Source organism: Shewanella algicola, assembly GCF_014648035.1.
GTDB classification, from domain to species: Bacteria; Pseudomonadota; Gammaproteobacteria; order Enterobacterales; family Shewanellaceae; genus Shewanella; species Shewanella algicola.
In genome coordinates this window covers 1-22,988 of record NZ_BMQI01000065.1, presented here as the reverse complement: position 1 = coordinate 22,988, position 22,988 = coordinate 1, and the positions used below count along the sequence as shown (strand labels likewise).

The following is a 22,988-nucleotide window of genomic DNA, read 5'->3' as shown; positions in this document are numbered from 1 at the left end:
TGGTTTTAGGATAGAGATAGGCTAAATGGGTAAACTGTCCGCCGATAGGGGCTAAGCTTGAGTAAGTGGACTCACAGTCGGCTATCCATTGCGGGTCGACTTCTCCTATTAAGTGGCCCATATAACGGTTGTCTACACTCCACATCCCATCATGGTTTAATTTATATTGGCCTTGATGATATGAAAGCCCGCGATAGAGATCAATCTCCATTGTGAGAGAAAGATGCTGCCCAGCAGTCAGTTCGAAATCATGGATCGGTAGCTGTCCATCTGTCACATGCAGACCATGGCGTCCCTGACCATTCTCTAAGTAACAACCTTGACTGCCGTCACCCTGATGGACGGTGATATAAGCATCGTGATATCGACCTTGAGGCAGGTCAATACCTGAGATCACCATATGACTGTCAATACCCTGGTAATTGAGCAGATTAAACGACATATCTTGCAGATCATGTCTCACTATAACGCCCGCAGCATCTGTCATGATGAGTTCGTCTAATACTAAGCCCAAATGAGAAACACCTGACATAGGGGAGTCAGAAATACCAAGTGATAACTTACCCGTTGGCAACACCGTTTCTTTTTCAGGATCGGATTTGTCACTTCCGCAGGCACTAACGAGTAGTAAAGAGGATAACAATAATAGCGCTGTATTAGTCTTCATAGCAGGACTGGTGTTGTATAAATGATACTCAATGATAACCCTTTATGGGTAGCTTGTTACTGATCTGTGTCAACGATTTCTGCTTTAGGGGTGAACATTTTTTTACTGAGCCATCATCTTCCGAATATGAGTTTAATTAATGTTGTAGTGGAATAGTTAGCTTAGCCTTACTTGTCGTAATGTGAGCTAGAGTATTAAATCTAGATGATTTCTGTCCAAAAGTGAGTTTGAAAATGATCAAACTTAATTATGAGAAACTGAAATTCGTCCTCAGATAAATTATCAAACAATAGCGGTATTACCGTTCATGACCCCCATAATTTTTATCAAACTTTATTATGGTCGTACAACTGCGTGACGCGGGTTACAAAAACCTATCGCTACTCGACATCAAGGGTACTTTGAAGCCCCTCGGGGAGCGGGAATTGGCCTATTCTGCCGAAGCTGGCGTGGTTATCTCAGAAGTACAATTATCTCTGGTCTGTGATGACAATCAGGTGGATGAGGTGACGGCTATCATACGCAAAACCGGGAAAATCGGACCCAACATATCCGGTTGGGTATACGTCACCCCTGTCGAGCAAGCGCTACCGATTGGAGGAAAAGAAAATTAACTTCATGGCGAACTCTAACCCGACAAACACCTTTTGTGGTTGGCTGTGTCTTTCCGGTTTGATATTACTGATGGACCAGGCGAGTAAGTATGCCGTTGAGCGTACGATAGAGTACGGTGAGCGCGTGGAGATTAACTCAATTCTTAATATCGTACACATGATGAATCCTGGGGCTGCATTCAGCTTGCTAGCTGATGCTGGTGGCTGGCAACGCTATTTCTTTATTGCATTAGCCTCTGGCGTATCGGTTTGGTTGGTTTGGACAATGCGGCGGCGTCCAACCCGGCTTGAAGCGGCGAGCTATTCGATGCTGCTTGGTGGTGCATTGGGCAACCTGGTTGATCGTGTATGGCGTGGATCGGTAGTGGACTTTCTTGATTTTCACTGGAGCTATTCTCATTGGCCAGCATTCAATCTGGCTGATACAGCGATATTCATAGGGGTATGTATTTTTATTGTGAGTACCATAGGTAGTAGGAATCATCAAGTTCATGATGAAGGCGATAACAGCGACCATGAAAACAACAAAGGAATGAGGTAAGTGGAGAACACGCTCCCGCTGTGGCATGTGGAGCGTGTTCTCGGATTTATCAATTACTAAATAACCTCATGTCTTGTCCCGTCGAAAAGGCTGCATCAACTGTTGCCAATAGTCAGCTGGATAATTCGGCGTTGAAGCGATACCAAGATCTTTAGTACCGATCGTTCGTTCAGAGTCAAAATAAGCCGTTCCCAACAAGCGATCCGTCAAGGTGGTAAAAAGCCCGAAGTTCACATCGCCTTCTTCTGCCGTATTTAAGTGGTGGAAACGATGCACCGCGTTGATTGCGAGAACCCTCCTCAGCGGTCCAGTAAAATACGCCACGTTCGAGTGCTGCAATAGTAACTGAAGCACTACTGCAACCACCAACAACATCAGGACATTTTGTGGCACTCCTACAAAGAGCAATGGTGTCGTTCCTGCGACGGTTTCTATCAATTGATGCAATGGATGTTTCATAAGACCATTAAAACCGTATAGCCGTTTTACGCTGTGATGAACGGCATGAAGGCGCCACAGTGAAGAGAGGCGATGACTGGCAAAATGCGCCAGGGTGATGCCAACATCAGAAATGAGGATCGCCAAAAGTAACTGGGAAGCCAGCGGCCACCCGGAAGGCCATATCGGTGCCAAGACCAGCAAGCCACCAAATAACGGGAGTACAGCAACGCCAATAACATTAAGTGACTCGTTCATAAAGGCGTGAAGCAGATCGCGTCGCTGATCTTGTTGCGGTTCATTAAACGCACGATCATAGGGTGTCAGTTTTTCGGTGGCGAAGGAAATTCCTATAAATACCAAGATCAAAAATACCAGCCAACCTTGGTTGTAACCCTCGGCAACAAGATAGATAGCGACGCCATTTCCGACGAGCAAAAACAACGGCAAATACAGGAGCCTAACCAACCACGTTATGCTACGAATCATTTTAACACTCCTCGCTGATTGAGAGTGTTCAGCATCTCATGTTTACACGTAGCCACATTGAACGAAAGTGCTGTTTATTCTGACAAAAGCCGTTGAATAACTGCCGGGGAAACACCAAAAGCCTCGGTAACAGACCGGCAGAAATGGGCCTGATCGGAAAATCCCGATGCAATTGCCGCATCAGTGAGTGACATTTGGCGTGATAACTCAAACCCCGTTAATAGTTTTAACCACTTTTTATAGCTGCGTAAAGGTAAGCCGGTGCTTTCGGAAAACCAGTGGGAAAAACGACTTGGGGAAAGACGAACTTTCTTTGCCAACTCGGCTCTAGAGATTGATCGCCCATCCATGGCTTCGGCATGTAATGCTTTTAAAATGTGGCTCAATCTGCTCTTTGGATCAGATGTTTGATCGTGCCGGTAGTGACGCTCGAAAGCCTCCAGTTCGAATGAAAGGTTTTCCGTGGCAGTAAAGCGAGATAAACACGCCGTATTGAATTCCTCACGGAGTGTCCCAATGGGTTGCATCAACGGATTTTTTATGTGAGGCAGCAAGGCTTTGCAAATATCATGGGTTGGATCGATATAAATACACAGTACCTCGGCCATTATCAATTGATGAGTAACTCCAGCCGGTATCCATAACCCCTTTTCTTTGTGCCGTGTTTCGCTGGAAATGACTTCAACGTTTGCATCTAAACCGATCGCGATTTGATGCGCCCAATGTTTATGGGGCTTATTGTCTCCTGACTCGCCGAGGAACGCACCGATACCTGGTGTTATCGCTACTGAGCCGCGCCATGGGTTCACTAAAGTATTTGTTGTGATCATTACCCTATCTCTACAAAGGCAGCTTTTCATTGTAGTTGACTGTCTATAAGCGCTTGCAACTTTTCTAGGAGGATAAATGAGGCATTATTGGTGAATTGCTGTCCTTCTTCGATGTACTCCCATACGGTAGCGTCGCTCTTCCAGCCGCCTTGTTTCTTAATAAACTCAAAGTCGATTTTTTCCCTCGCTGCCGATGTAGAGAGGCCACGCCGAAAGCTATGGCTGCTCAAGTCCGGCACGAAATCGAACTGACAGGCGTTGCCCAGAGTCTTGAGTAATTGATTAATGCCACCGGGATTCAGTGCTTTGGGTTGAACCTTATCCCAACGGTTAACGGGACGAAAAACCGGACCTTCATTGATATCAGCCAATTCTATCCAGTTCTTCATGGCCATAGCAGGACAGCAGCCTGGTGCACCGAAAGGTAATGCTCGCACTAAGCCCATGGCTTGTTGATCGGTCTTGGAACGAGACAGCCGGATGAGAAGTCCTTCTGGTTCCCACACCAGATCACCGATTTGAATGGCCACCAATTCGCTACGACGAAAGGCGCCAAAAAAGCCGGTCAACACCAGCGCGATATCCCGCTGTTTCTTTTTGGTGTCAGGCAGTTGCCGCAAGTGATTCACCATCTGGGCAATGTGCTCCAAACGTAATGCCTTGGCTTTGCGTTTGGGTTGGCCTTGAGTACGACGAACGCCTTCCATGGTTTTGCGGACCAACGGATCACTTACCGGATCGATGAGCCCTTGGTAATGGTGCCATTGGCTAATGGCGGTCAGGTGCAGATCCAAGGTCCGGGGGTTGAGCGATTCGGCTCTGGCCAGCAGGTAACGCACGACAGTATCCCGATCCGAGGGCAGGCGACCACCCCATTTTTCAAATTGGCGAATGGCCGAGCGGTAGGCTTTGCGCGTGTTGTCGGACGTCGCTGCCTGGAGGTAGTGCCGCAATGATTCGGCTTCCTGACGTTCAATCAGGGTCGATTCCTCATTACGTAATGGCAAGTTGCTAGCCGGTTTTGGCGGTTTGTTGTTCATGAATAGGATTTCCTTCGATGTCGCTCAAAAGGCGGCTATGTACCGGCGTTACAAGTCGAAAATTTACGTCAAGATCCATTAACCTACGATAAGTGTGATTATCGTTGGTTAATAATTGATATTCAAGCAGCCTAGAAAACAGTAAAGATAATGTTATATTACGTGTTACGTAATACATTACCAAATAATCTGAGAGGAACCTGCCATGGCCCGTGCCGGAGTCACTTATCACGATATTGTCAAAGCCGCCGAAGCCATTAGCACGCACGGCCAGGAACCCACGGTGGACCGGGTGCGCGAGCACCTGGGCACCGGCAGCAAAAGCACCATCGCGCCGTTGCTCAAACGCTGGCGGTTAGACAATGGGGCGGCGGCCGATGTCAGTGGACTACCGAACGACCTCGTCGAAGTGGTAAAGTCCCTGTATGAGCGGGTGCAGCAGATGGGCGACCATCGGATCGAACAGGCTCGCGACGAATTCAAGGTTTCGAATGATGAACTCCGAAAAGAACTGACCGAGGCCCGCAACACTATCGCGCAGCTTACCGCTCGCCAACAGGATCTGAACAACCAACTATCACGTGTTATTGAGAAAAAAAGCCAGCAAGACAAGTCCCTGGAAGACGCCCGTGTCGGCCTGGCCAAAGCCGAGTCCCAGCGGGATGAAGCTCTTGCACGAACCACTGAATTGAAAGAAAGCGTTGCCGAACTCAAGCAGGAAAACCGGGATATCCGCGATCATTTCGAACATTACCAGCAGCGCACTGCCGAAGACCGCCAGCAGGAGCGCGAACAGTTCCGTATAGTTAACCAGGGGTTAAATGATCAGATTCAGGATCTGCAACACCGGCTCGCACAGACTGAGTCGAGAGCGTCCGAGCTATTCGACATCAACGCGCAGTTACAACGAAATGCCGATGAATTAAAACGGGCCAATGCGGCGCTAAATAGCGACTTGAACGCAAAGATGGAAGATATCCAGAACCAGGAACACGAGTATGAAGAAGCCGTGACAAGGTGCCGGGAATACCAGCATAAAAATGAGCAATTGTCGGAAAACATGGCCGCGCTCACCACTCAGAAAGCAGATGTCGATAAGCAAGTGGCCGTGTTATCCCACGCACTGGAGACCACCAAAGCCGAACTGAAAACCGCCCAGGATAAAGTGGCATTTCTGACCGATGAGAATAAGGTGATTCTTCAGGAAAAAGCAGTGATCCAAGGGCAGTTTAAACAGCTTCAAAGTTCGCTATAACGATTTAATGGATGTGTTTTGATCGTCTGGCTGCAAATGCAGAAATCGTTGCCAGCCCCTAAACGAGCAAACTTGGCAAATTTGTCGGTTCTTCCACAAGACCCTGCAGGCCAAGGAGAAGCATCGATTCGACAAACGTCAGGTGGAAAAAGAATATTGATATTCCTACATATTATCAATGTGTTATAGGTTTTGTGGCTAATTTCAACGCTTTTACCGGCCGAATGCAGCCGAACCTCAAATACAGGGATTAACGGCTATCAAACGAAAACCTACGGTTACGAGGGTGCCACAGGATTCAAAACCGTAGGTTTTCGTTCAAATGCCCCCGCTGGCATCATGTGTCCTCCGTATGAATAAAGAAAGACACGCTCCATAGGAAGAATGTCTCCCTGTGGGGTTAGTTAGCCTATAGGCTCTCACATCAACGATATCGCTTTGATATTGTAAATGTCGGTCACTATTGTCATTGCTGAAAATAGCCGCTCAGGTTTCCCATGGTGAGCTGACATGCGTTTATATAATCATATATTCAATGCCAAAAGAGGCATAAAAATAATATGAGTAGGGATAAACGATTGAGGAAATCACAAACCTAAATAGACTTTAAAAATCTACTTGGGTTTATGAGGCGATAAACTTCACCGCCTCTCACAGTCAAATTTCAGCTATCAAACCGTTTGCCGTTATTAAAGATTTTTGACGAGCCCAAGCAGTTAACTTATCGAGTCTTTCATCACTTTCCATTAGTGATAAATCTTCACCAATTTTAAAAGCTTTGTTTGAACCGATAGTTAATATGCTAGAAGCACAATCAAAAATCCCTTGCACGTATTCATGTCTGGCCATAATCATTTCTCCACTAAATTAACGTAAGGTTACCCATCACAAAAGGCACTTTATTAGTGCTCTTTGTGATGGATAACCCAGCCGCATAACCCCATTTGGGGTTATGCGACGGAGTGTTCATATGGCTTTATAGCCGTTGATGTTAGTTGGGTCTGTAATAAATACATCCAACCAATCTTCTTTTTCTGTGTTAAGCGTTTCCGGGTAATAAATATGACATTTAATCCCTTTTTCACTTAGTCTAATCTTCAACTTATTCGCTGAAGTTAATCCCGCCCCACTAGGCTCTCTATCGGCCCATATACCAACATGTGTGATGTCGGTATCTGGCTCGAAAAGAGCAAGTACAGTGTCACTATATAACGGCCAACAAGGTAACCCATTGGCATTGAACAACGCTAATGCGTTTTCTATGCCCTCAGTAACCCCGATGTACTTACCTCCACACTTTAACGGTAATGGTTCCCCTAATCGAAATGCACCTCCACCCATATAATCTGGTGGGCTCATTAACTTCTTAGGATTACTCACTTCAGCTTTGCCGCTGCCGTCAGGTTTGAGATAAATACGATGGATCGTTAAATTGGAACCGTCCTTACTCTTAAAAATCCCAAGTAAGGCCGGGAATGTACCGATAAACGACTTTGATTCTGTGCAGTAATAATTAAGTCCTGGATGAAAACCTAATGTTGAAGAAAATTTTCGAACATCATCACTTGTTAACGTCAAACCGCGACTTCTAAAGTAATTCATTGCTATATCAGACTTATATGCAGGTATCGCTTCGTGATATACCTTTTGTAATGCCTTTAATCGCTGTTCTTTTTTCTCTTTACTACAATATTCAGAACGTTGCTGTTGTTCTCGGTGTAATTGCGCTGTAACTTCACGATAGCTAACATCTTTGTAATTTCCTCCTGTAATACGCAACACCTCATCTGCGGCCTCTTTAATAGAGCAGTTGCAGTAAAATGCGATTACATTCAGACCATCGGTCAATTTTCCAACGTGATTATGAAAAGCCTGGCCTGTTTGCTCCCAACCATTAACAAGACGAAACACAGTATTGCCTTGCCCTGTTTGAGGACAAGGTACTTGTGCTGGATATCGATCAATTGCAGCTTTTAATCCGCTGTAATGCTCGAAGATATTTCTCCAACCGCCTTGCTGGTCAACAAGTGCTTTAACTTTTTTAATCTTAGAGTGACTGGCTTGATACATGATATTTCTCCTAAATTTTGCCTACGGAAACCCCAAAATTCCCTTGCAAGAAGAAACTTTGGTGGTTTCCGCAAGCAAGTTTGAAAGCGCGCCTAAAAATAGGACGCGCTGAGATTTACCGATTTAGAAGTGGTCTCATTACCCATGAGGCTCCAATTAGTATCTTTTTGCCATTACGCATTTCGTAAATAGCATTTAAGCCACTCGCTCTTTTTTCTTTGATAATTACTTTCATAGTGTGCCCTCCGAGGCAATTTTTTGGGCACACTATTCCCCAAAGGGCAAAGTGTACCCTTTGGGTTATTTAATTTGATTACGCTATTTAAAAGCGTGTTTAAGTCCAACAGTTAATGCATTCACTAAATCTTTGGTCGAGTAAATTACGTGAAAATCTGCTTCACTAAACCCTCTCACATATCCGCGAATACCTATTCCGAAGACCTTGACGCCTAACGCTGTTGCTTCTTCAATAGCTTTCTCTGTCAATGCCACGTTATCAGGGCTACCATCAGTTATTACAAATAGTAATTTCCTTGGTTCCCCACGCGACATTAGCAAAGATGTAGCCGAAGTGATTGCGTCTGCAGTAGGCGTAGTTCCATAGGAGTCAATGTTGAATCCTTGGGCCGATTTCTTTTCTTCAAATGATTTAACAATGCCTAACATATCCTCTTGATTGCCTATTACAGGATAATAGCCAACTAAAGATTCCACTCCATGGATACCATCTAGTGCAGTGCTTAATGAATAAGCCACACTATTTGCCATCGTCATGTCTTCATCGCTCATTGAACCAGACTTATCTATCAATAATGCAATAGCTGCATTAGGTGACCGATGAATAGTCTGTGAGTCGAACACTTTGGTATTACCGATTGCCACACCAGCCAAACGGCTAGAGTTAATCGATTTACCTCTGTTATGAAGTGAATGGTTAACAAAGTTTTGATCGTGAAAAAACCGTTTTAATGGGTTTTTCAGTTTTGATATGACACCTCGTAAGTCATCATCAACTAAACGATGTTTGCTCATCGGAGTATCTATAGCTCTCTTTGTTATTGATAAGCTAGGAATGTAACCATCCGAACCACCTTCAGCTAAACTATTGATTTCTTGAATCAATTTTTCATGAAAATCATCTTCATAATCATCTAAAACTTGAAGGATCTTTTCAATTTGTTCTTCATTTAACTTGGGCTCATCGGGTTCATTTGAAGTGTTATTTGATGTTCCATTTTCAGCATTAGAGCTATCTTGACTGTCGCTATCATCTGAGTCGCTATCATCTGAATTGCTATCATCTGAGTCGCTATCATCCGAGTCGCTATCATCTGAATTGCTATCATCTGAGTCGCTATCATCCGAGTCGCTATCATCCGAGTCGCTATCATCTGAATTGCTATCATCTGAATTGCTATCATCTGAATTGCTATCATCTGAATTGCTATCATCTGAGTCGCTATCATCTGAATTGCTATCATCCGAGTCGCTATCATCTGAATTGCTATCATCCGAGTCGCTATCATCTGAATTGCTATCATCTGAGTCGCTATCATCCGAGTCGCTATCATCTGAATTGCTATCATCCGAGTCGCTATCATCCGAGTCGCTATCATCTGAATTGCTATCATCTGAGTCGCTATCATCCGAGTCGCTATCATCTGAATTGCTATCATCTGAATTGCTATCATCTGAGTCGCTATCATCTGAATCGCTATCATCCGAGTCTTTTGGCTCCTGGTTGTCTTTCATCCATTCTAAAAGCAATTCAAATATCTTTTCAGCAGCAACAAAACAACGTTCTGTACTAACTAAACCATCTAAGATTTGAGGGCTTAACAATGAATGAAGATCTGCATAAAACTTTTCACCAAATATTGTCAACACTTGCTTATCAGTTACATTGAACAAGTCTGATAATGGCTGACCTAGGTGGCTTCGAGCTTTATACAATACCCAACCATGAATATATGCTGGAATAGGTGAATCATCTTCTATGACGCCAAAAAGCCCTTTGACTTTACAAAGTTCAACGAGCTTCCTTAACGAAATTTTAGTGCCACGGAAATCCGCCATTAAGCGCCGTTCTTGATGATAATCATCAAGTGCGTTAAGCAGACCTTTTAAAAAAGCGCTTCTATCACTTGCCAGATGGTACCAATTTGAATCGGTATAGTTCTCGTGACCTAATTCATGATCACAAAAACCCATAGACATAGTGACAAAATCATCATCACTAAAGTCACCATAAGGTAGATTAATCCTACCCGGTAAGTGATAGGCGCCGTTTCCACTAAACGTGATTTCCATATTGTTTGTTGTAGTTAGCACACGACTAAGATTTTTGTATTTTCTCAGTAATGTTGCTTTATTTGATTTAGCCATTTGTGTCCTCCAGACATTTGTTTAGAGAACACAAATCCCAAAGGGATATGTGTTCTCCCTTTGGGGTTTTTAAAAACCAAGACCAAAACCTAATTGGTCAGGTTCTTGACTAAATTCATCAATTGAGACTGTCGTAGATACCTGAGCATCGGCAACAGACGAATTAATGGGTTGTTCAACTTCAAACACACTTAGATCTTCATCTAGATTTGTCGATTGTGTTTCGCCAAGTACGCCAAAATCATCTTCGATAACTTCGGGTTCTTCTTCAAATACAAACGTATCAGATGCATGACTTCGTAATGTGTCAGGATTTGACATAACTAAGGTCCAACGCGCTAAATTAGACAAATTCGCACCTTCAATCCAGCCCGTTTTGGGCATAGAATCAAGTACCAAATTTGTTTGAGCCACCACCTTCTCAATATTGCTATCAAGAAAAGATAACCCCTCTAATTTGTCAATTAAGCCTTTAAACGTATCCTTGATCCGTCTATTAGCTTTTGTTCTAGCGACTTTATGGCCATTAGCATCAGCAACAAAAAATGACTTGTCGTAAATATCACTAGCCATTTTTGCAACTTCACCGTACAAATTACCTAAAATATCATCAGCAAGTTCTTCAGCAGACTCTTTATCGCCTTCAGCAATCAAAGGTGAAAATGCAACCGGCGGTAACATTTTCATTTTAAAGCGCCCACCAAACTCAGCTTTGTCTAACGTATAACGTCGCATAATAGCGGCGACATCAAGGTTTGACATTTGCCATTCGCTAACAAGGCTATCGTAATTGTCCAGCATGTCTTGAAGCGCAATTTTCCATTCCGTTTCTATGACGTCAATTTCTTTTTGCAGTTCGTCTAATCGAGCCAGAGGTACGATTGTCATATCCCCCCAACGAACGCCAAAAGCACTTAACAAACGTGAAGTTTGTTGTTTTGCTTTTGATGCAAAACGAAGTGGTTCACTCGGAAACCAACGAATTTTCGACCCTTTAATAGAATCTGAATCCTGGAGTTGTCCGTCCAATTCCACTTTGACTTTAGGTAAAGATTTCTCTCCACATGACGCCTGATTGATCACGCTCACCACGCATACTCCTTGTTCGAGCATTGATAGTCGTGAACACAGTTCCGTAGAATTTGTTACCGCGCTTTTTTGTTGAGAAGTTTTTGATGTATCCATAATGGTGTCCTCCGGGACATAAAAAAGGGATACACCAATCCCATAAGGGATGTATGTATCCCTTATTGGGGTTTAAGTTATTGTTTGATAATACCGTTGTAGGTACAAGTGCCGTCTAAGTTATAACCTTTTCCTTGCTTGCTTCTGATAACTTTAATCCATTCCGCATGACCTGCATCAGTGGTTAAATCTATCGAGTTGTTCTCATAAAGAACCCAGCGCCCATCGGTTTGGTCATTTTTAAACATGACAACTACTTTGGTATGATTCTCTGCTATGGCCCATTTTTTCCCTGTGGGATGAACGTATAACAGATAATTAAGCTTTTTATGCTCATTAGTAATCTGTGAAGCTCGATAGTGAGTAAACTCAATCTGTTTCTCACCATCTATACTTCGGCAAATTAAGTGCCTAAAGCTATTTCTTAACCCACCAACAAAGATGGATTTTTGATCACCAATAGCATTCATAGTTAATGAATGATCGTCTTTGACCGAACCTTCAATAATTATCATCTTATCTATAGAGCTAGCAGACCAATGTGAGCCAGCATCCCAAGTTTCAGATGAAATATTAAATGCCTCAAATACAGTGCCTTCCGGTATCGTATCCAAAGAATTTTTTGTTACTGAAGGTTTAACTACTTTTTTGCAAGTAGGTCTTTTAGCGGTTTATTAATATCATCGCCAAACACCTTTTCAACTATATCTTTAACAATGCCAGCATCCTCGGGGGTTACTGACTTTAAAAATACTGCATCAAGTGATTGTTTAAGCTTACGAAAAGCACCAAATGTTTGGATGTAATACGCCCAAGCAATCATTACTCGTGTTGAAAATATACATTGAATTGGATCATCAATATCACCATCACGATTAGTACCAAGGGCTGCATCACGTAAAGCATTTGCAAGCTTGATAATATCGTTTCGTAAGTGAAGTGGTAATCTCGGCGCAAATTTCTCAAGGATCTTCGATTCTTGAACTACGTTTGGATATTGAGTTTCAAGCCACATAAAGCGACTCAAGAACGCTTGATCCATCTGGTTTGACGTGATGTAACGTTCATCATGACCAGACCCGTAGGTATTTGCGGTACCAATTACATAACATTGATTATGTTTTGCAATTGTCTCCTTGAACATTTCCAACGGCCATGGCTTACCTTCCACCAGCAAATGCATTGCTGAAGTTAGTTCGCCACTCGCCTTGTCGAATTCATCCATTAACAAAACCCCACCATTACGATAAGCCTTTGCTGCTGGACCATATTCTTTTCGAGTAATGGTTTTGTTTTTTTCCGCATCTAAAACATAGCTACCCTCTAAATCTTGTGGGTTCATGCGAGCATGAATTTTTACAATATAAATGGGTAAATTTAATTTGTCGGCTAAGTACAATGCCAGTTCCGTTTTACCGGTACCAGTATGCCCTTGTAACCCTAAACTCAACAATTGATGAGGTGCGACCAACCACACTAATGCAAGCTTCGCTACTTCAGGATCTGGTATATACATCGGATTTGATGGAATACAGTCTGGGTGACGATTCTTACGGCGTTGGATCATTACAGCTGATGGTTCAAAGAGCTCTGGAAACACCACATGAGCGGGTACTTTTTCCATTTCTGTGTAATCAATTGCTGTTGTTGTGTTAATTGCTAAAGCTGACATAGTGTGTCCTCCAAGGACTAATATTGGACACACCAACCCCATTGGGAGTGATGTGTCCCAATTGGGTGATTAATTTTTTGGGTTATTATGAATTGATAGCGTTAGCTAAATATTGATTCATAACATCCCGTGAAGTGACGCCGGCTAGATAAAGATCATCCATAAGCTCACCAATTTGCTTTAAAATCGTAATCAATTCGTAATCGTCTTCTGCATGCTTAACAAGCACTTTCATTAGACTTTGCTTTACAACTTTAACGCCTTTTTTTTCTTTGAACAGTTCACCAAAAAAGTTAGACCAATGAACAAATTCTTCAAGCTGGTCAACCTCAACCGTCTTGCCGTATTTTTTCATTATATGTCTCACTTCTTCACGAATTATTACCGGGTTATAACCAGCATATCGACAAACCTGAGCGAACTGAGGGGTCGATTGCCACATTATTTCTTCCTTAAACAAATCATTATCAGGTTTTGCATTTCGCAAAATCTCAAGACTTCTTATCAACATGCCATTGATCAGCGTATCAACATCATCTTGTGACCATTGAATATGGTACTGATTGGTTTTGTGTTCAAAATGAGGGTCCATCATCATCATTGCAGAACATTTTTCGTTTCCTCGACGCATCGAATCAACTATGTCCTTATCTAACAAATGATGAATGGTTTCAGGGTTTGACCAAAATGGTTGAGCCTGACTTTTAGAATTTGATTTACGCATTGGTGTGTCCTCCAGGATCGCGAGATACACCAATCCCATGCGGGTGATGTTCCCGCTTGGGTAGTAAATATTTAAATGGGGTTTACTTACATAAATTCATCAATTGACTCATTTCTGAGTCAGTTCTAGATAGGCGGCGTGAAGTTTTAAGAAACTTCGCATCCCCCATTTCTGAGTCTCGAATTTGTATAAGTTTTTTTAAAATTTTCTGCTTGCGACGACGATAATATGCCGCTTGAGAAGATAGGGTTTTGTTACTCATTGTGTTCTCCAAATTTTGAGGAACACCATCCCATGAGGGTGTGTCCCTCAAGGGTAATTGAGCATAATTAGTTATGGTCTTTTGATTTCTCTTTAGCTTTTTCATCATTGAACGTAGCTATATGGTATATACCCATACATAACCCTCCAACAATGACGATACCAATCGAAATAAAAGGCATCCAATAACTTACTGTTTCAGTAATCATAATACTCGGATTCATGTGAAAATCTCCATGTATACATTCTAACACTGTCTGAATTTCAATCAATTATTCTTCGTCTTTAACATTCCAAAACGCCCAAACTAATGCGCTATAAACGATCGTAAAACTTACACCAAAAAAAGTAAGCCAAAACGTTTGATAGCTGTAAGCCATGCCGATAAAAGCAAGGCTGACGGGCAATGAGATTGTACGAACGAAATCGAAAACAAAGATTAATAAACTCTGTGCTTGCTTCTTATATGCCAATAATCGCGCTTGTAAATACAATAGCGATGACACGATAAAAAGTAGATACAAAGCAAGTTGAATGAAACTTGGATTCATTTGCAATGCAATGGTGAAACCTAGCAAACTAATGTTGAATAATTCCTCCTGAGTAATGATGTTGAGTACATTTTTTTTCATAAGCATTCCTTTTTAAGTTAACAAGGAATGCGTACCCCAAGGGACGAAATCCCTTGGGGTTGAAGTTGTGATTAATTCTGGAAACCATTGCCTCTTTGGAAAGAGTTATTAGGTCTAGAATTGTGTTGTTGATACTGCGGAGCCTGTTGTTGCGGAGCATTCTGCTGAGCGTACTGAGGCGCGCGATGTTGCGGTGCATTTGGACGGTGACCTTGTGGTGCCTGAGCGTACTGACCTTGAGGTGCTTGAGCATACTGACCTTGCGGTGCTTGGTTATACTGTCCTTGCGGTGCATTGTTATAGTTATTAGGTTGATTAGAATTGTTGCGTTCTGTTTTAGCAGAATATTCAACAATTTCATTCACAACCACTTTCATACCATAACGTTTATTACCATTTTGAGGTTGGTAATTGTTTGATGCCATAAAACCTAAAACTGTCATTTTGTCACCAATATTAGGTTGAAAATTAAGTTTTGCAGGGATATAAGCTTCGAGAAACAGTGTATCTTTAGTTTCCCATTGGCCGTTGACCATTGAACCTTCGTTATAAGCCAATGAAATTGCACATGCGCCGCCCTGAATGGGTTTTACTTGTGAAACATTGCCAGTGAATTCAATGGTGTTTTTACGAGTTGATTGATTTTGATTGTTCATAATATTGTGTCCTTCCATATAAGATATTTAACCCATAGAAAGACACGTTTCCCCCAATGGGAAAAATGTCGCCCTATGGGGGGTTAGTTAGCCAAATGGCTCTCACATTAACGATATTGCTTTAATATTGTTAATGCCGGTCACTATTTTCATTGCTGATAAATAGCCGCTCAGGTTTCCCATGTTGAGCTGACATGCGTCTATATATAAATTAATTTCAAAGCCAAAAGAGGCTTAAAAAAGTAATAAATAGGGATAAACGATTGAGGAACTTTTCAAACCGAACTCGACTCGCAAATCGGTTTTGATTTGATTGGTTAATTTGAGTGACGGCATAAGCCGCCACTCGCGGCATGGTACCGCCGAGAAATGATAATTCTCGCCACTAAATTAGTGATTAGCTCCCCATGACAGTCCATAGCAATGGACGCACAAGAATTTTGTTGATAATCAACGCTGGAGCAGTCATCGCCACTACAATAATAATTTCCATACTAATCACCCTATTTAAAGTTTGTTGGCCTCACCAAATACCCCTCGAAAAGAGCATTTGAAGAGACCAACAAAAAGGTTACCCAAACGGGTAAACCTTAGTGTTAGCTTCATAAATCACAAATTAATGCGCAACAATCCAAAGGATTGGTTGAACAAGCGTTTTGTGAATGATAATGGCTGGAATGATTAATAAAGCGACGATTGCAAGTTCCATAAGTGTGTCCTCCAAGACGTAAGAATAAGAGAACACAATTATCCAAAAGGGATTAGTGTTCCCTTGAGGGTTGTTGGTTAAGATTGGGGTTGAGGTTGGTAAAAGTAAATGAGTAACTTTTCCTAGGGAAATTTTACTGATTTGTCATTAACTACTTCGAAAAATAATTAACCGCTCGGGTTTCCCATGGTGAGCTGACATGCGTTTACTAAAATTTTAAATGCCTACCAAAAGGTAGAAAAATAAAATGATGAGGATAAACGATTGAGGAATCAGGAAAATTAGCAACCGAAAACGGCCTTCACTAACTAGAGTAATCCTAGTCTTAGAGGCAGGTTTTGGTTGTTAACTTAGGATGAATTTACTGAGTGGGCGGTTAAATCACTGAGTAAATTGGGTGATGTTCTATAACATCGATATTTGGTGTGGTTTTAATGAGCTTAAGCTCTATAAGTTATGATGGTTAACATCATTTTGATTTGTAACTAGCAAATTAAGCTACAAATCAAAATTTACAACAATTCAATTCTACCTGCAATGGGGTAAATCACATTTTTACATTAACTCTTCCAATCCATACGCTTCAACAAGGTATTTGGTCGGGAACTTTACCCATGACAAATACAATTTTGTTTTTGCGCGCGTCATAGCGACATACAACAATCGACGCTCTTCTTCTATTAAGCCATCTGTCATTATTACACCTGGCATTTGGTGAGGTATATTTTCTTCATCTAAGCCAGTTAACCAAACGACATCCCACTCTAAACCTTTAGCGCCATGAAACGTGGTCAGTACAGGTAGATTTTGGTCATCGTCCTTTTTAGAGCTCTTATTCGTTAACTCATCTATCATCAACAACTTTTCACTTATCTTGGGTGCCTGCATTCCAAACACAATTTTTTCAAACGTTTTATAAAAGCTTTTCAAGTTATCAGAAAAAATATTCTCGAATTCAGTCAGGACACATGTAAATAAATCAATAACACTATCGGTTTCTACGCTATTCGATAGATGCCAATAACGCTGACACAGTTGATTAAGCTTTACGGTATTGTCGTTAAGCTCCCAATCATGAATATTACAGTGCCCAAAGCCGGCTGTTCCAAGTGTTTCGCTGATCATAACGATATTGGATTGCGATTCGTTAAAATAGACTAAAAGCGGTACTAAATGATGTTGTGGCTTAACATTCAAAATCGTACAAAAAATATGTAATAAGATTTTTAAGTTATCACTTTCCCAAATTGATTTACTATTTAACCTATTAGAATCAATGTCATGCTCACTTTTTAAATATGTCTCTAATTGATTAAGCTCTTCGTTTGTTCTCGCGAGTATTGCTACTGAAGATTCAGTATGATCTTTGAGCATTTCAGCGATATTTTCAAATTCTTCTTTGCAAGTTTCTGCACCATAAAAGAACACCTCTCCCTCATTGGACGCTCCTGAATTCATTTGCTTTTCAACACGGTCTATATTGTGCTTTATCACCGCCTCTGATGCCGACAAGATCTCACTGCCACAGCGAAAACACTTGCTTAACGTATGAGTTTTTACCTCAAAGTCGTCTTGGAACATCCTCATTCCATTGACTCCTAACGCCCCTCTAAAACTAAATATTGATTGATCGTCATCACCAACAACCGTGATTTTTGCCCCAGCTAACCCATGGCACTTAATCCAAGTGTATTGGACTAAATCTGTATCCTGAAACTCATCAACTATAATTCTTGTTGCCGGTATAGGTTCGATATCACCCACCAATAGAGCACGAACTATCTCGACACACATTATGTCCATTGGCCAATATTTTAACTCGGCAAGTTTATCTAGATAATATTGGTAGAAATGGTCAATGCCTTGTTTGAAAATATAATCATAATCAAAATCAATATTTTCATGAAATGGCGTCTCACTTAACTTTTTGAGAAGCCAATTACATATTGTCTTGAACTTGTAGGTCTTGAACACTTCGCGAGGTTCGCTTAGCAACTCACCTTCTTTGCTGTGTGTTAAAACAACTCGTAAATCATATTGTTCACTTAGTTTTAAAGATTTTCTGTAATTTTCGATTATAAAGTTAGTGACTCGCTGACCACTCGAACCCGTTAACAATTTGCGCCCACTGAAGTTTGGATGCTTTTTGGTTTGACTCCAAATTAACGAATGAAAGGTAGACACAAAGATTTGCTTACGTTTGTGCCCCTTAACCAATCTACCTACTCTCGACTTCATTTCAGCAGCTGATGCATTGGAGAACGTTAAAGCGATTACTTTATGTAGTGGATTTTCGACCAGATTACTGATGAATGAAATCATCGTATGAGTTTTACCAGCACCAGGCAGTGCCAAAACAAGGTTATGGTATTTCAAGCTCTTTGTTACTGCGTCTTGTTCAGTGCTTAAACTCACGATGTGTCCTAAATATGTCGGCCCTAGATATATTTCACAAGAATATCAGCACGACACTCCATTCTTGCGCGTTTGAAGTGCCAATTTGGACGTTGAACATTAATTTCGTGCATTATGGTTGAATAATACTCGGCAGATTACGAGTTTGATCAAGTTTTACTTAGACGATTTATCACCCCAATACCTCTTAACTTCTTCACGCCAGTCAGAGTGTCGCTGTAAACAAAGTCTGACATAGGCAACTTCCAGCTTTCAATAATGATTTCCAGAAAAGATATAACCATACTTTGACATAAAATGTACCCATAGTCTGACAAATCGGAACGGCACCTAGATACTATAATTAAGAATTGTCAGTTTATGACAACTGAAAGCGTATCTCTTTGTAACTCACTTTTGGACATAAATCAGTTAGTGCAAAGGGTCTAAAGATAAATAGCAGCATTAGGAAATGTACGGTAATCAAATAAAGTTTATACTGACCCAAAATGCAATAAAGCGGTTCAAATGGACGGAACATGAGTAACGAAATAAGCAAAAATCAGTGAAAAATAGAGATTTCAGGTAACAGTATCCCACCCCATGCAGTTTCAGCGGCCTAAGCAGTCATTGATGCACTTAGATGTTGAATTCGGGATTTAAGTCTGCCCGCTTTTAAGTGCTGGCAACAACTGGCGAAGTGTCATCGGCGTTTATCTAGATGTTCACAATAGTGGGTAAGTTTTTGAAGTGTGCCGACTGGGCCGTGAAATAGCTTACCGAACTCGGTGGTGAGTTTGAGCCAGTTATCTTGAGGGATATTCAATCTTGTGAGTAACTTAGCGCTATTTGTGCTAATAGCACCGCGTTTATCGTTGCGAATAATACGTCCCGTATCATCGACCAATTCGAGATAATCGTGCAGCGAAAACGCAACGCCTTTGGGTTGATTGCTGCGTTCGTTGCCAATGAAAGGCAGTAAGTTACTGGGTTGTTCGCCTTTCAAAGCAGCCCTAATGCGCAGTTGAATACTGGTATGGTCTGAGTACTCTGGGGTATCTGCCATCTTGGCTCTGATGGGATTGAAGTCGACATAAGCCATGCAAGCGAGTACAGCAGCCTCATCAAGCAAAGCTTGCGACTTAAAACGTCCCTCACAGAAGCGGCCAGTGCAGTTATCTTCTTGATTTGCTTGCCTTGCTATCGGTTCGTTCAATGCCCGCATGAACCAAGAAATATCGCTTAATCGGCTGCGGTATAACGCAACTGTGTGACTAAGCTCCCACTGTTCATAATCATCAAGTGTTTCACCCTGAGCAAACTTTTGGCTTGTATCTGTACCCTTAAATAACTGATGCCAATGACTTATTACCTCTGCATCAGACCAACTGTTGGCTTGATATATGTCGATACTGAGCACAACATGCAGATGATTACTCATCACTGCATAGGCCGCAACATCAATAGCGAAAACCTCCGCTAATTCAAGCAGCTGAGCTTCTACCCAAGCACGTCTGTGGTCGTAGTTTTTACCAGAAAACTTGTCATCGCCGCAGAGAAAAGCACGGCGAACAACGCGACTACAACAATGGTAACAGGGGGTGTCTTCTAGGCTAATTTGGCTTCTACGAGGGCGTGGCATCATAACCTCCTTGTTAATGTCTGTTCAGATTTTAAGCTTAGTTTAAAATCTGGGGACTCTCCAGTAACATGGATGGCATTTTATTTATTTGTTTTTACCAGATATTCTAACACGGTGGCTACATTCAGCACTGCTTGAAATTACAGCAGAACGCAACATGCTACATCTTAGATTTATTGGGAAAAATAATCACCCTATGTCTAAGGTGGTTTCTTCGCATTAGAATTTATTATTTTCTGGATTAACTATCTTACAGTTTCCATTTTTCATTAGTCTAGAATCGTTTATTACAACTGTCTCACTCGCAGACAAATCAACTCTGCTTATTTCAAAAATTCGTTCGACATTAACAGCCCCTCCAGTTGCTCCAGTTGAAAATGCTATTTTATTCGGTGAAAAAATAGCTTCTGATTTAAATGTAAATCCAGTTGATTGAACAAATGATGCTTTACCAGTTTCTTCATCTACGCTGGCTGAAAATTTAAGAATTGCATCATTATTACTGACTTCACATTCTAAATAAATTGGCTTTGCAGCAACATTAAATACACAAATCGATAACACCATTCCAAATAAAAACTTATCCATACCGTCTCCTTTTTCCTTAAGATTTAAAAAATATCAATAAAAATCTATTGCATAACTATTTTATTTTCGCATGTATTACTGAAAAATAACACATCTGGATGCAAACAGAGTATTCTATATATTTAAATCTTTGGTGTTTACTAGCAATACCTCCAATATGTAAAAATTGAAAAGTAAGTAGTTATTTAACTTCTTGATCTTGCTTTAACTCACGACTAACTTCTGGACTAGATACGGTGAGCACCCTATAACTTGCTGAATACTTGAATAGGTTTCACCAGCCAGCAACAGTTTTTTGATTGCCTCGCGTTTAACATCACAAAAATGCCACCCACAAAAATGCCACCCATTTCTTGAACAATGAACATAACTCGTTTTCATGGCTTTGGCGAGGGTTACGATTGATGTGATCAACTCATCAATTTTTATCGATATGGCTAAAATATTATCGTTAAATGAGTAATTTATGGTCATCTAAGAAATTTAGCACATCAGAAAAACTTTTTTAACCATCAAGTTTTAAAAGAATTGTAATTTGATTGGGGATGATGACTTAAGCACACAGCCAGCGCTGACAATTTGCAGCGCCTTGTCGTCGCTTTCGCTCTAAATGCTCACAATATTCAGTGAATGCGGGTAATGCTCCGACAGCTCCTTTAAATAATGCACCAAATTCAGTAGTGATTTTAAGCCAATTCTCTGCGGGGATGTTGAGTCTATTCAGTATGTCCTGGCTACTTGAGCTAATGGCACCACGCTTATCTTCTCGAATTATCCGACCGGTATCTTCAACTAAGACGATGTAGTCTTTGACGCTGAACATAAGCCCGTTAGGCATATTAAGTCGCTCATTACCCACAAACGGTAATAGCTCTGGTGGTTGCTCGCCTTTGATTGCTGAATTGATACGGCGCTGAATACTGGTGTAATCCGAGGTTTCAGGGGTTGCAGCCATTTTGGCTCTGACAGGGTTTAAATCGACATAAGCCATACAAGCTAAAACTGCGGCTTCATCAAGCAAAGCCTGAGATTTAAACCTGCCTTCCCAGAATCTTCCGGTACATTTATCTTCTTTGTTGGCCATTCTGGCTATAGGCTCACTGAGTGAGCGCATAAACCAACTGATATCAATTAAGCGTTTACGGTATTCAGTAATGCATTCATTAACCGTTTGAAGCTCAAACTGGTTAAGGTCTTCTTCTTTTAGGTATTTGTGCGTAAGCAACGTGCCCTTAAAGCCTTTGTGCCATTGAATGAGCACTTCTTTATCTGACCACTGTTTTACTTTGTCAGCATCAACCTTTAACACCACATGTAAGTGATTACTCATCACGGCATAAGCACAGATATCAATAGCAAAGATGGTCGCTAACTCTAGAATGCGTGAATCAACCCACTCACGCCGATGCTCAAAATTCTCACCCATTGATTTATCAAAGCCGCACAAAAACGCCTTACGTACCACACGCGAGCAACAGTGGTAGTAAGGCGTATCTTCTAGGCTAACGATAGTTTGTCTTGGTCTGGCCATCTTTATTTACCATTTTAAAAGCGTAAATAAAGCGTAGTTCAGCGCTTAATATTTAGCCAACAATCTTGGGTGTCTTAATTATTTTTCGAGATCGTTTGGTAGCTATGACTGTTTTTACATTTTAACTTATGGATTGTGGTGAGGTATCATTCCATGCTCGAACTAATAATATGCTTGATTTGTTATTAAATAGAGTGTGTTAATGTTATTTACTTGCTAAATAAAGTAAAATTGAAAACGTATAGGTTCTATACAAAGCTTAACCTGAAAAAGGAATTACATGAAAATCTTACTTACATGCTTACTCTACACTGTCCCTATGACTGCTTTTGCTCACTCAGGGGGGACAGATAGTAATGGTTGTCATGCTGGAAGTGAACCATATCATTGCCATAATGATGAAAAATCATCTGCAATAAGTATGGGGGCATGGGATATAAATTCTGGATATCAATATCAGTTTGATAAGACCAGTATAATTCCATATTTAGGTGTTTCTTTGGGTAGTAGTGAGCATGATGGCGAAACATCTTTAGGTGCTAATTTAGGGGTTAAGCATCAAAATGGGTTTTACGCAGGCTATGTATCAACATCTAAGAGTTTCAGGGCGGGATCATACTTTGTTAACAGTAGGGAACTTTTTCGTATCGGCATGATCTGATCAG

23 protein-coding genes are annotated in these 22,988 nt (G+C 41.3%); 4 read left to right on the top strand and 19 right to left on the bottom strand.

Features of this window, described 5'->3' with window-relative positions; genetic code table 11:
• Positions 1 to 667, bottom strand: a 667-nt coding sequence (locus IEY42_RS19715) for a DUF4382 domain-containing protein (RefSeq protein ID WP_188926956.1), incomplete at its 3' end; no start/stop codon positions are given.
• Positions 668 to 1,092: 425 nt separating this feature from the next.
• On the opposite strand from IEY42_RS19715, the gene IEY42_RS19710 reads away from it, so the two are divergent.
• Positions 1,093 to 1,281 (top strand): P-II family nitrogen regulator, encoded by a 189-nt coding sequence (locus IEY42_RS19710; protein ID WP_373292896.1) that lies wholly within the window; start codon positions 1,093 to 1,095, stop codon positions 1,279 to 1,281.
• Positions 1,282 to 1,285: 4 nt separating this feature from the next.
• The gene (lspA, locus tag IEY42_RS19705) at positions 1,286 to 1,822 is read left to right on the top strand and encodes a signal peptidase II (protein ID WP_140907663.1); all 537 of its coding nucleotides are present in this window, start codon (positions 1,286 to 1,288) and stop codon (positions 1,820 to 1,822) included.
• Positions 1,823 to 1,888: 66 nt separating this feature from the next.
• Here lspA and IEY42_RS19700 read toward each other — a convergent pair whose 3' ends face one another.
• From IEY42_RS19700 to IEY42_RS19690, 3 genes are all read right to left on the bottom strand, one after another.
• Complete coding sequence (locus IEY42_RS19700; RefSeq protein ID WP_188926954.1) at positions 1,889 to 2,749, bottom strand: sterol desaturase family protein; 861 nt, start codon at positions 2,747 to 2,749, stop codon at positions 1,889 to 1,891.
• Positions 2,750 to 2,823: 74 nt separating this feature from the next.
• Complete coding sequence (locus IEY42_RS19695; protein ID WP_050991421.1) at positions 2,824 to 3,579, bottom strand: helix-turn-helix domain-containing protein; 756 nt, start codon at positions 3,577 to 3,579, stop codon at positions 2,824 to 2,826.
• Between the two features lie 26 nt (positions 3,580 to 3,605).
• Entirely contained in the window at positions 3,606 to 4,619 is a 1,014-nt protein-coding gene (locus IEY42_RS19690; RefSeq protein WP_037431571.1) for a tyrosine-type recombinase/integrase, read from the bottom strand.
• 205 nt (positions 4,620 to 4,824) lie between these two features.
• Here IEY42_RS19690 and IEY42_RS19685 point away from each other — a divergent pair, with 205 nt between their 5' ends.
• Positions 4,825 to 5,874 (top strand): DNA-binding protein, encoded by a 1,050-nt coding sequence (locus tag IEY42_RS19685; protein WP_140907661.1) that lies wholly within the window; start codon positions 4,825 to 4,827, stop codon positions 5,872 to 5,874.
• A 657-nt stretch (positions 5,875 to 6,531) separates the two neighbouring features.
• On the opposite strand, the gene IEY42_RS19680 is transcribed toward IEY42_RS19685, so the two are convergent.
• The 15 genes from IEY42_RS19680 to IEY42_RS19610 form a co-directional block, all read right to left on the bottom strand.
• A complete protein-coding gene (locus IEY42_RS19680) occupies positions 6,532 to 6,723 on the bottom strand; it encodes a hypothetical protein (RefSeq protein ID WP_188926953.1) in 192 nt (63 codons plus the stop codon).
• 117 nt (positions 6,724 to 6,840) lie between these two features.
• Positions 6,841 to 7,944 carry a DUF7146 domain-containing protein gene (locus IEY42_RS19675; RefSeq protein WP_188926952.1) on the bottom strand — a complete coding sequence of 368 codons (1,104 nt, stop codon included), beginning with the start codon at positions 7,942 to 7,944 and terminating at the stop codon, positions 6,841 to 6,843.
• 318 nt (positions 7,945 to 8,262) lie between these two features.
• Positions 8,263 to 10,329 (bottom strand): cobaltochelatase CobT-related protein, encoded by a 2,067-nt coding sequence (locus tag IEY42_RS19670; protein WP_188926951.1) that lies wholly within the window; start codon positions 10,327 to 10,329, stop codon positions 8,263 to 8,265.
• A gap of 69 nt (positions 10,330 to 10,398) precedes the next feature.
• On the bottom strand, positions 10,399 to 11,514 hold the full coding sequence (locus IEY42_RS19665; RefSeq protein ID WP_188926950.1) for a DUF3150 domain-containing protein: 1,116 nt from the start codon (positions 11,512 to 11,514) through the stop codon (positions 10,399 to 10,401).
• Between the two features lie 77 nt (positions 11,515 to 11,591).
• Positions 11,592 to 12,128: a hypothetical protein gene (locus IEY42_RS19660; protein ID WP_188926949.1), complete on the bottom strand. Its 537-nt coding sequence runs from the start codon at positions 12,126 to 12,128 to the stop codon at positions 11,592 to 11,594.
• 26 nt (positions 12,129 to 12,154) lie between these two features.
• Complete coding sequence (locus IEY42_RS19655) at positions 12,155 to 13,186, bottom strand: AAA family ATPase (RefSeq protein ID WP_188926948.1); 1,032 nt, start codon at positions 13,184 to 13,186, stop codon at positions 12,155 to 12,157.
• 85 nt (positions 13,187 to 13,271) lie between these two features.
• Positions 13,272 to 13,910, bottom strand: a complete 639-nt coding sequence (locus IEY42_RS19650; RefSeq protein ID WP_188926947.1) for a hypothetical protein — start codon at positions 13,908 to 13,910, stop codon at positions 13,272 to 13,274.
• Positions 13,911 to 13,992: 82 nt separating this feature from the next.
• Entirely contained in the window at positions 13,993 to 14,172 is a 180-nt protein-coding gene (locus tag IEY42_RS19645; protein ID WP_188926946.1) for a hypothetical protein, read from the bottom strand.
• Between the two features lie 67 nt (positions 14,173 to 14,239).
• The gene (locus IEY42_RS19640) at positions 14,240 to 14,395 is read right to left on the bottom strand and encodes a hypothetical protein (RefSeq protein WP_188926945.1); all 156 of its coding nucleotides are present in this window, start codon (positions 14,393 to 14,395) and stop codon (positions 14,240 to 14,242) included.
• A 48-nt stretch (positions 14,396 to 14,443) separates the two neighbouring features.
• Positions 14,444 to 14,803: a hypothetical protein gene (locus IEY42_RS19635; protein WP_188926944.1), complete on the bottom strand. Its 360-nt coding sequence runs from the start codon at positions 14,801 to 14,803 to the stop codon at positions 14,444 to 14,446.
• A gap of 71 nt (positions 14,804 to 14,874) precedes the next feature.
• On the bottom strand, positions 14,875 to 15,459 hold the full coding sequence (locus tag IEY42_RS19630; RefSeq protein WP_188926943.1) for a single stranded DNA-binding domain-containing protein: 585 nt from the start codon (positions 15,457 to 15,459) through the stop codon (positions 14,875 to 14,877).
• A 1,264-nt stretch (positions 15,460 to 16,723) separates the two neighbouring features.
• Positions 16,724 to 18,583 (bottom strand): ATP-dependent helicase, encoded by a 1,860-nt coding sequence (locus IEY42_RS19625; protein ID WP_188926942.1) that lies wholly within the window; start codon positions 18,581 to 18,583, stop codon positions 16,724 to 16,726.
• Between the two features lie 682 nt (positions 18,584 to 19,265).
• A complete protein-coding gene (locus tag IEY42_RS19620; RefSeq protein WP_188926941.1) occupies positions 19,266 to 20,204 on the bottom strand; it encodes a transposase in 939 nt (312 codons plus the stop codon).
• 219 nt (positions 20,205 to 20,423) lie between these two features.
• A complete protein-coding gene (locus tag IEY42_RS19615; RefSeq protein ID WP_188926940.1) occupies positions 20,424 to 20,792 on the bottom strand; it encodes a hypothetical protein in 369 nt (122 codons plus the stop codon).
• Between the two features lie 553 nt (positions 20,793 to 21,345).
• Entirely contained in the window at positions 21,346 to 22,323 is a 978-nt protein-coding gene (locus IEY42_RS19610; RefSeq protein ID WP_188926939.1) for a transposase, read from the bottom strand.
• 280 nt (positions 22,324 to 22,603) lie between these two features.
• On the opposite strand from IEY42_RS19610, the gene IEY42_RS22475 reads away from it, so the two are divergent.
• A complete protein-coding gene (locus IEY42_RS22475; protein ID WP_229780195.1) occupies positions 22,604 to 22,984 on the top strand; it encodes a YHYH domain-containing protein in 381 nt (126 codons plus the stop codon).
• The last annotated feature ends 4 nt before the right edge of the window (positions 22,985 to 22,988 follow it).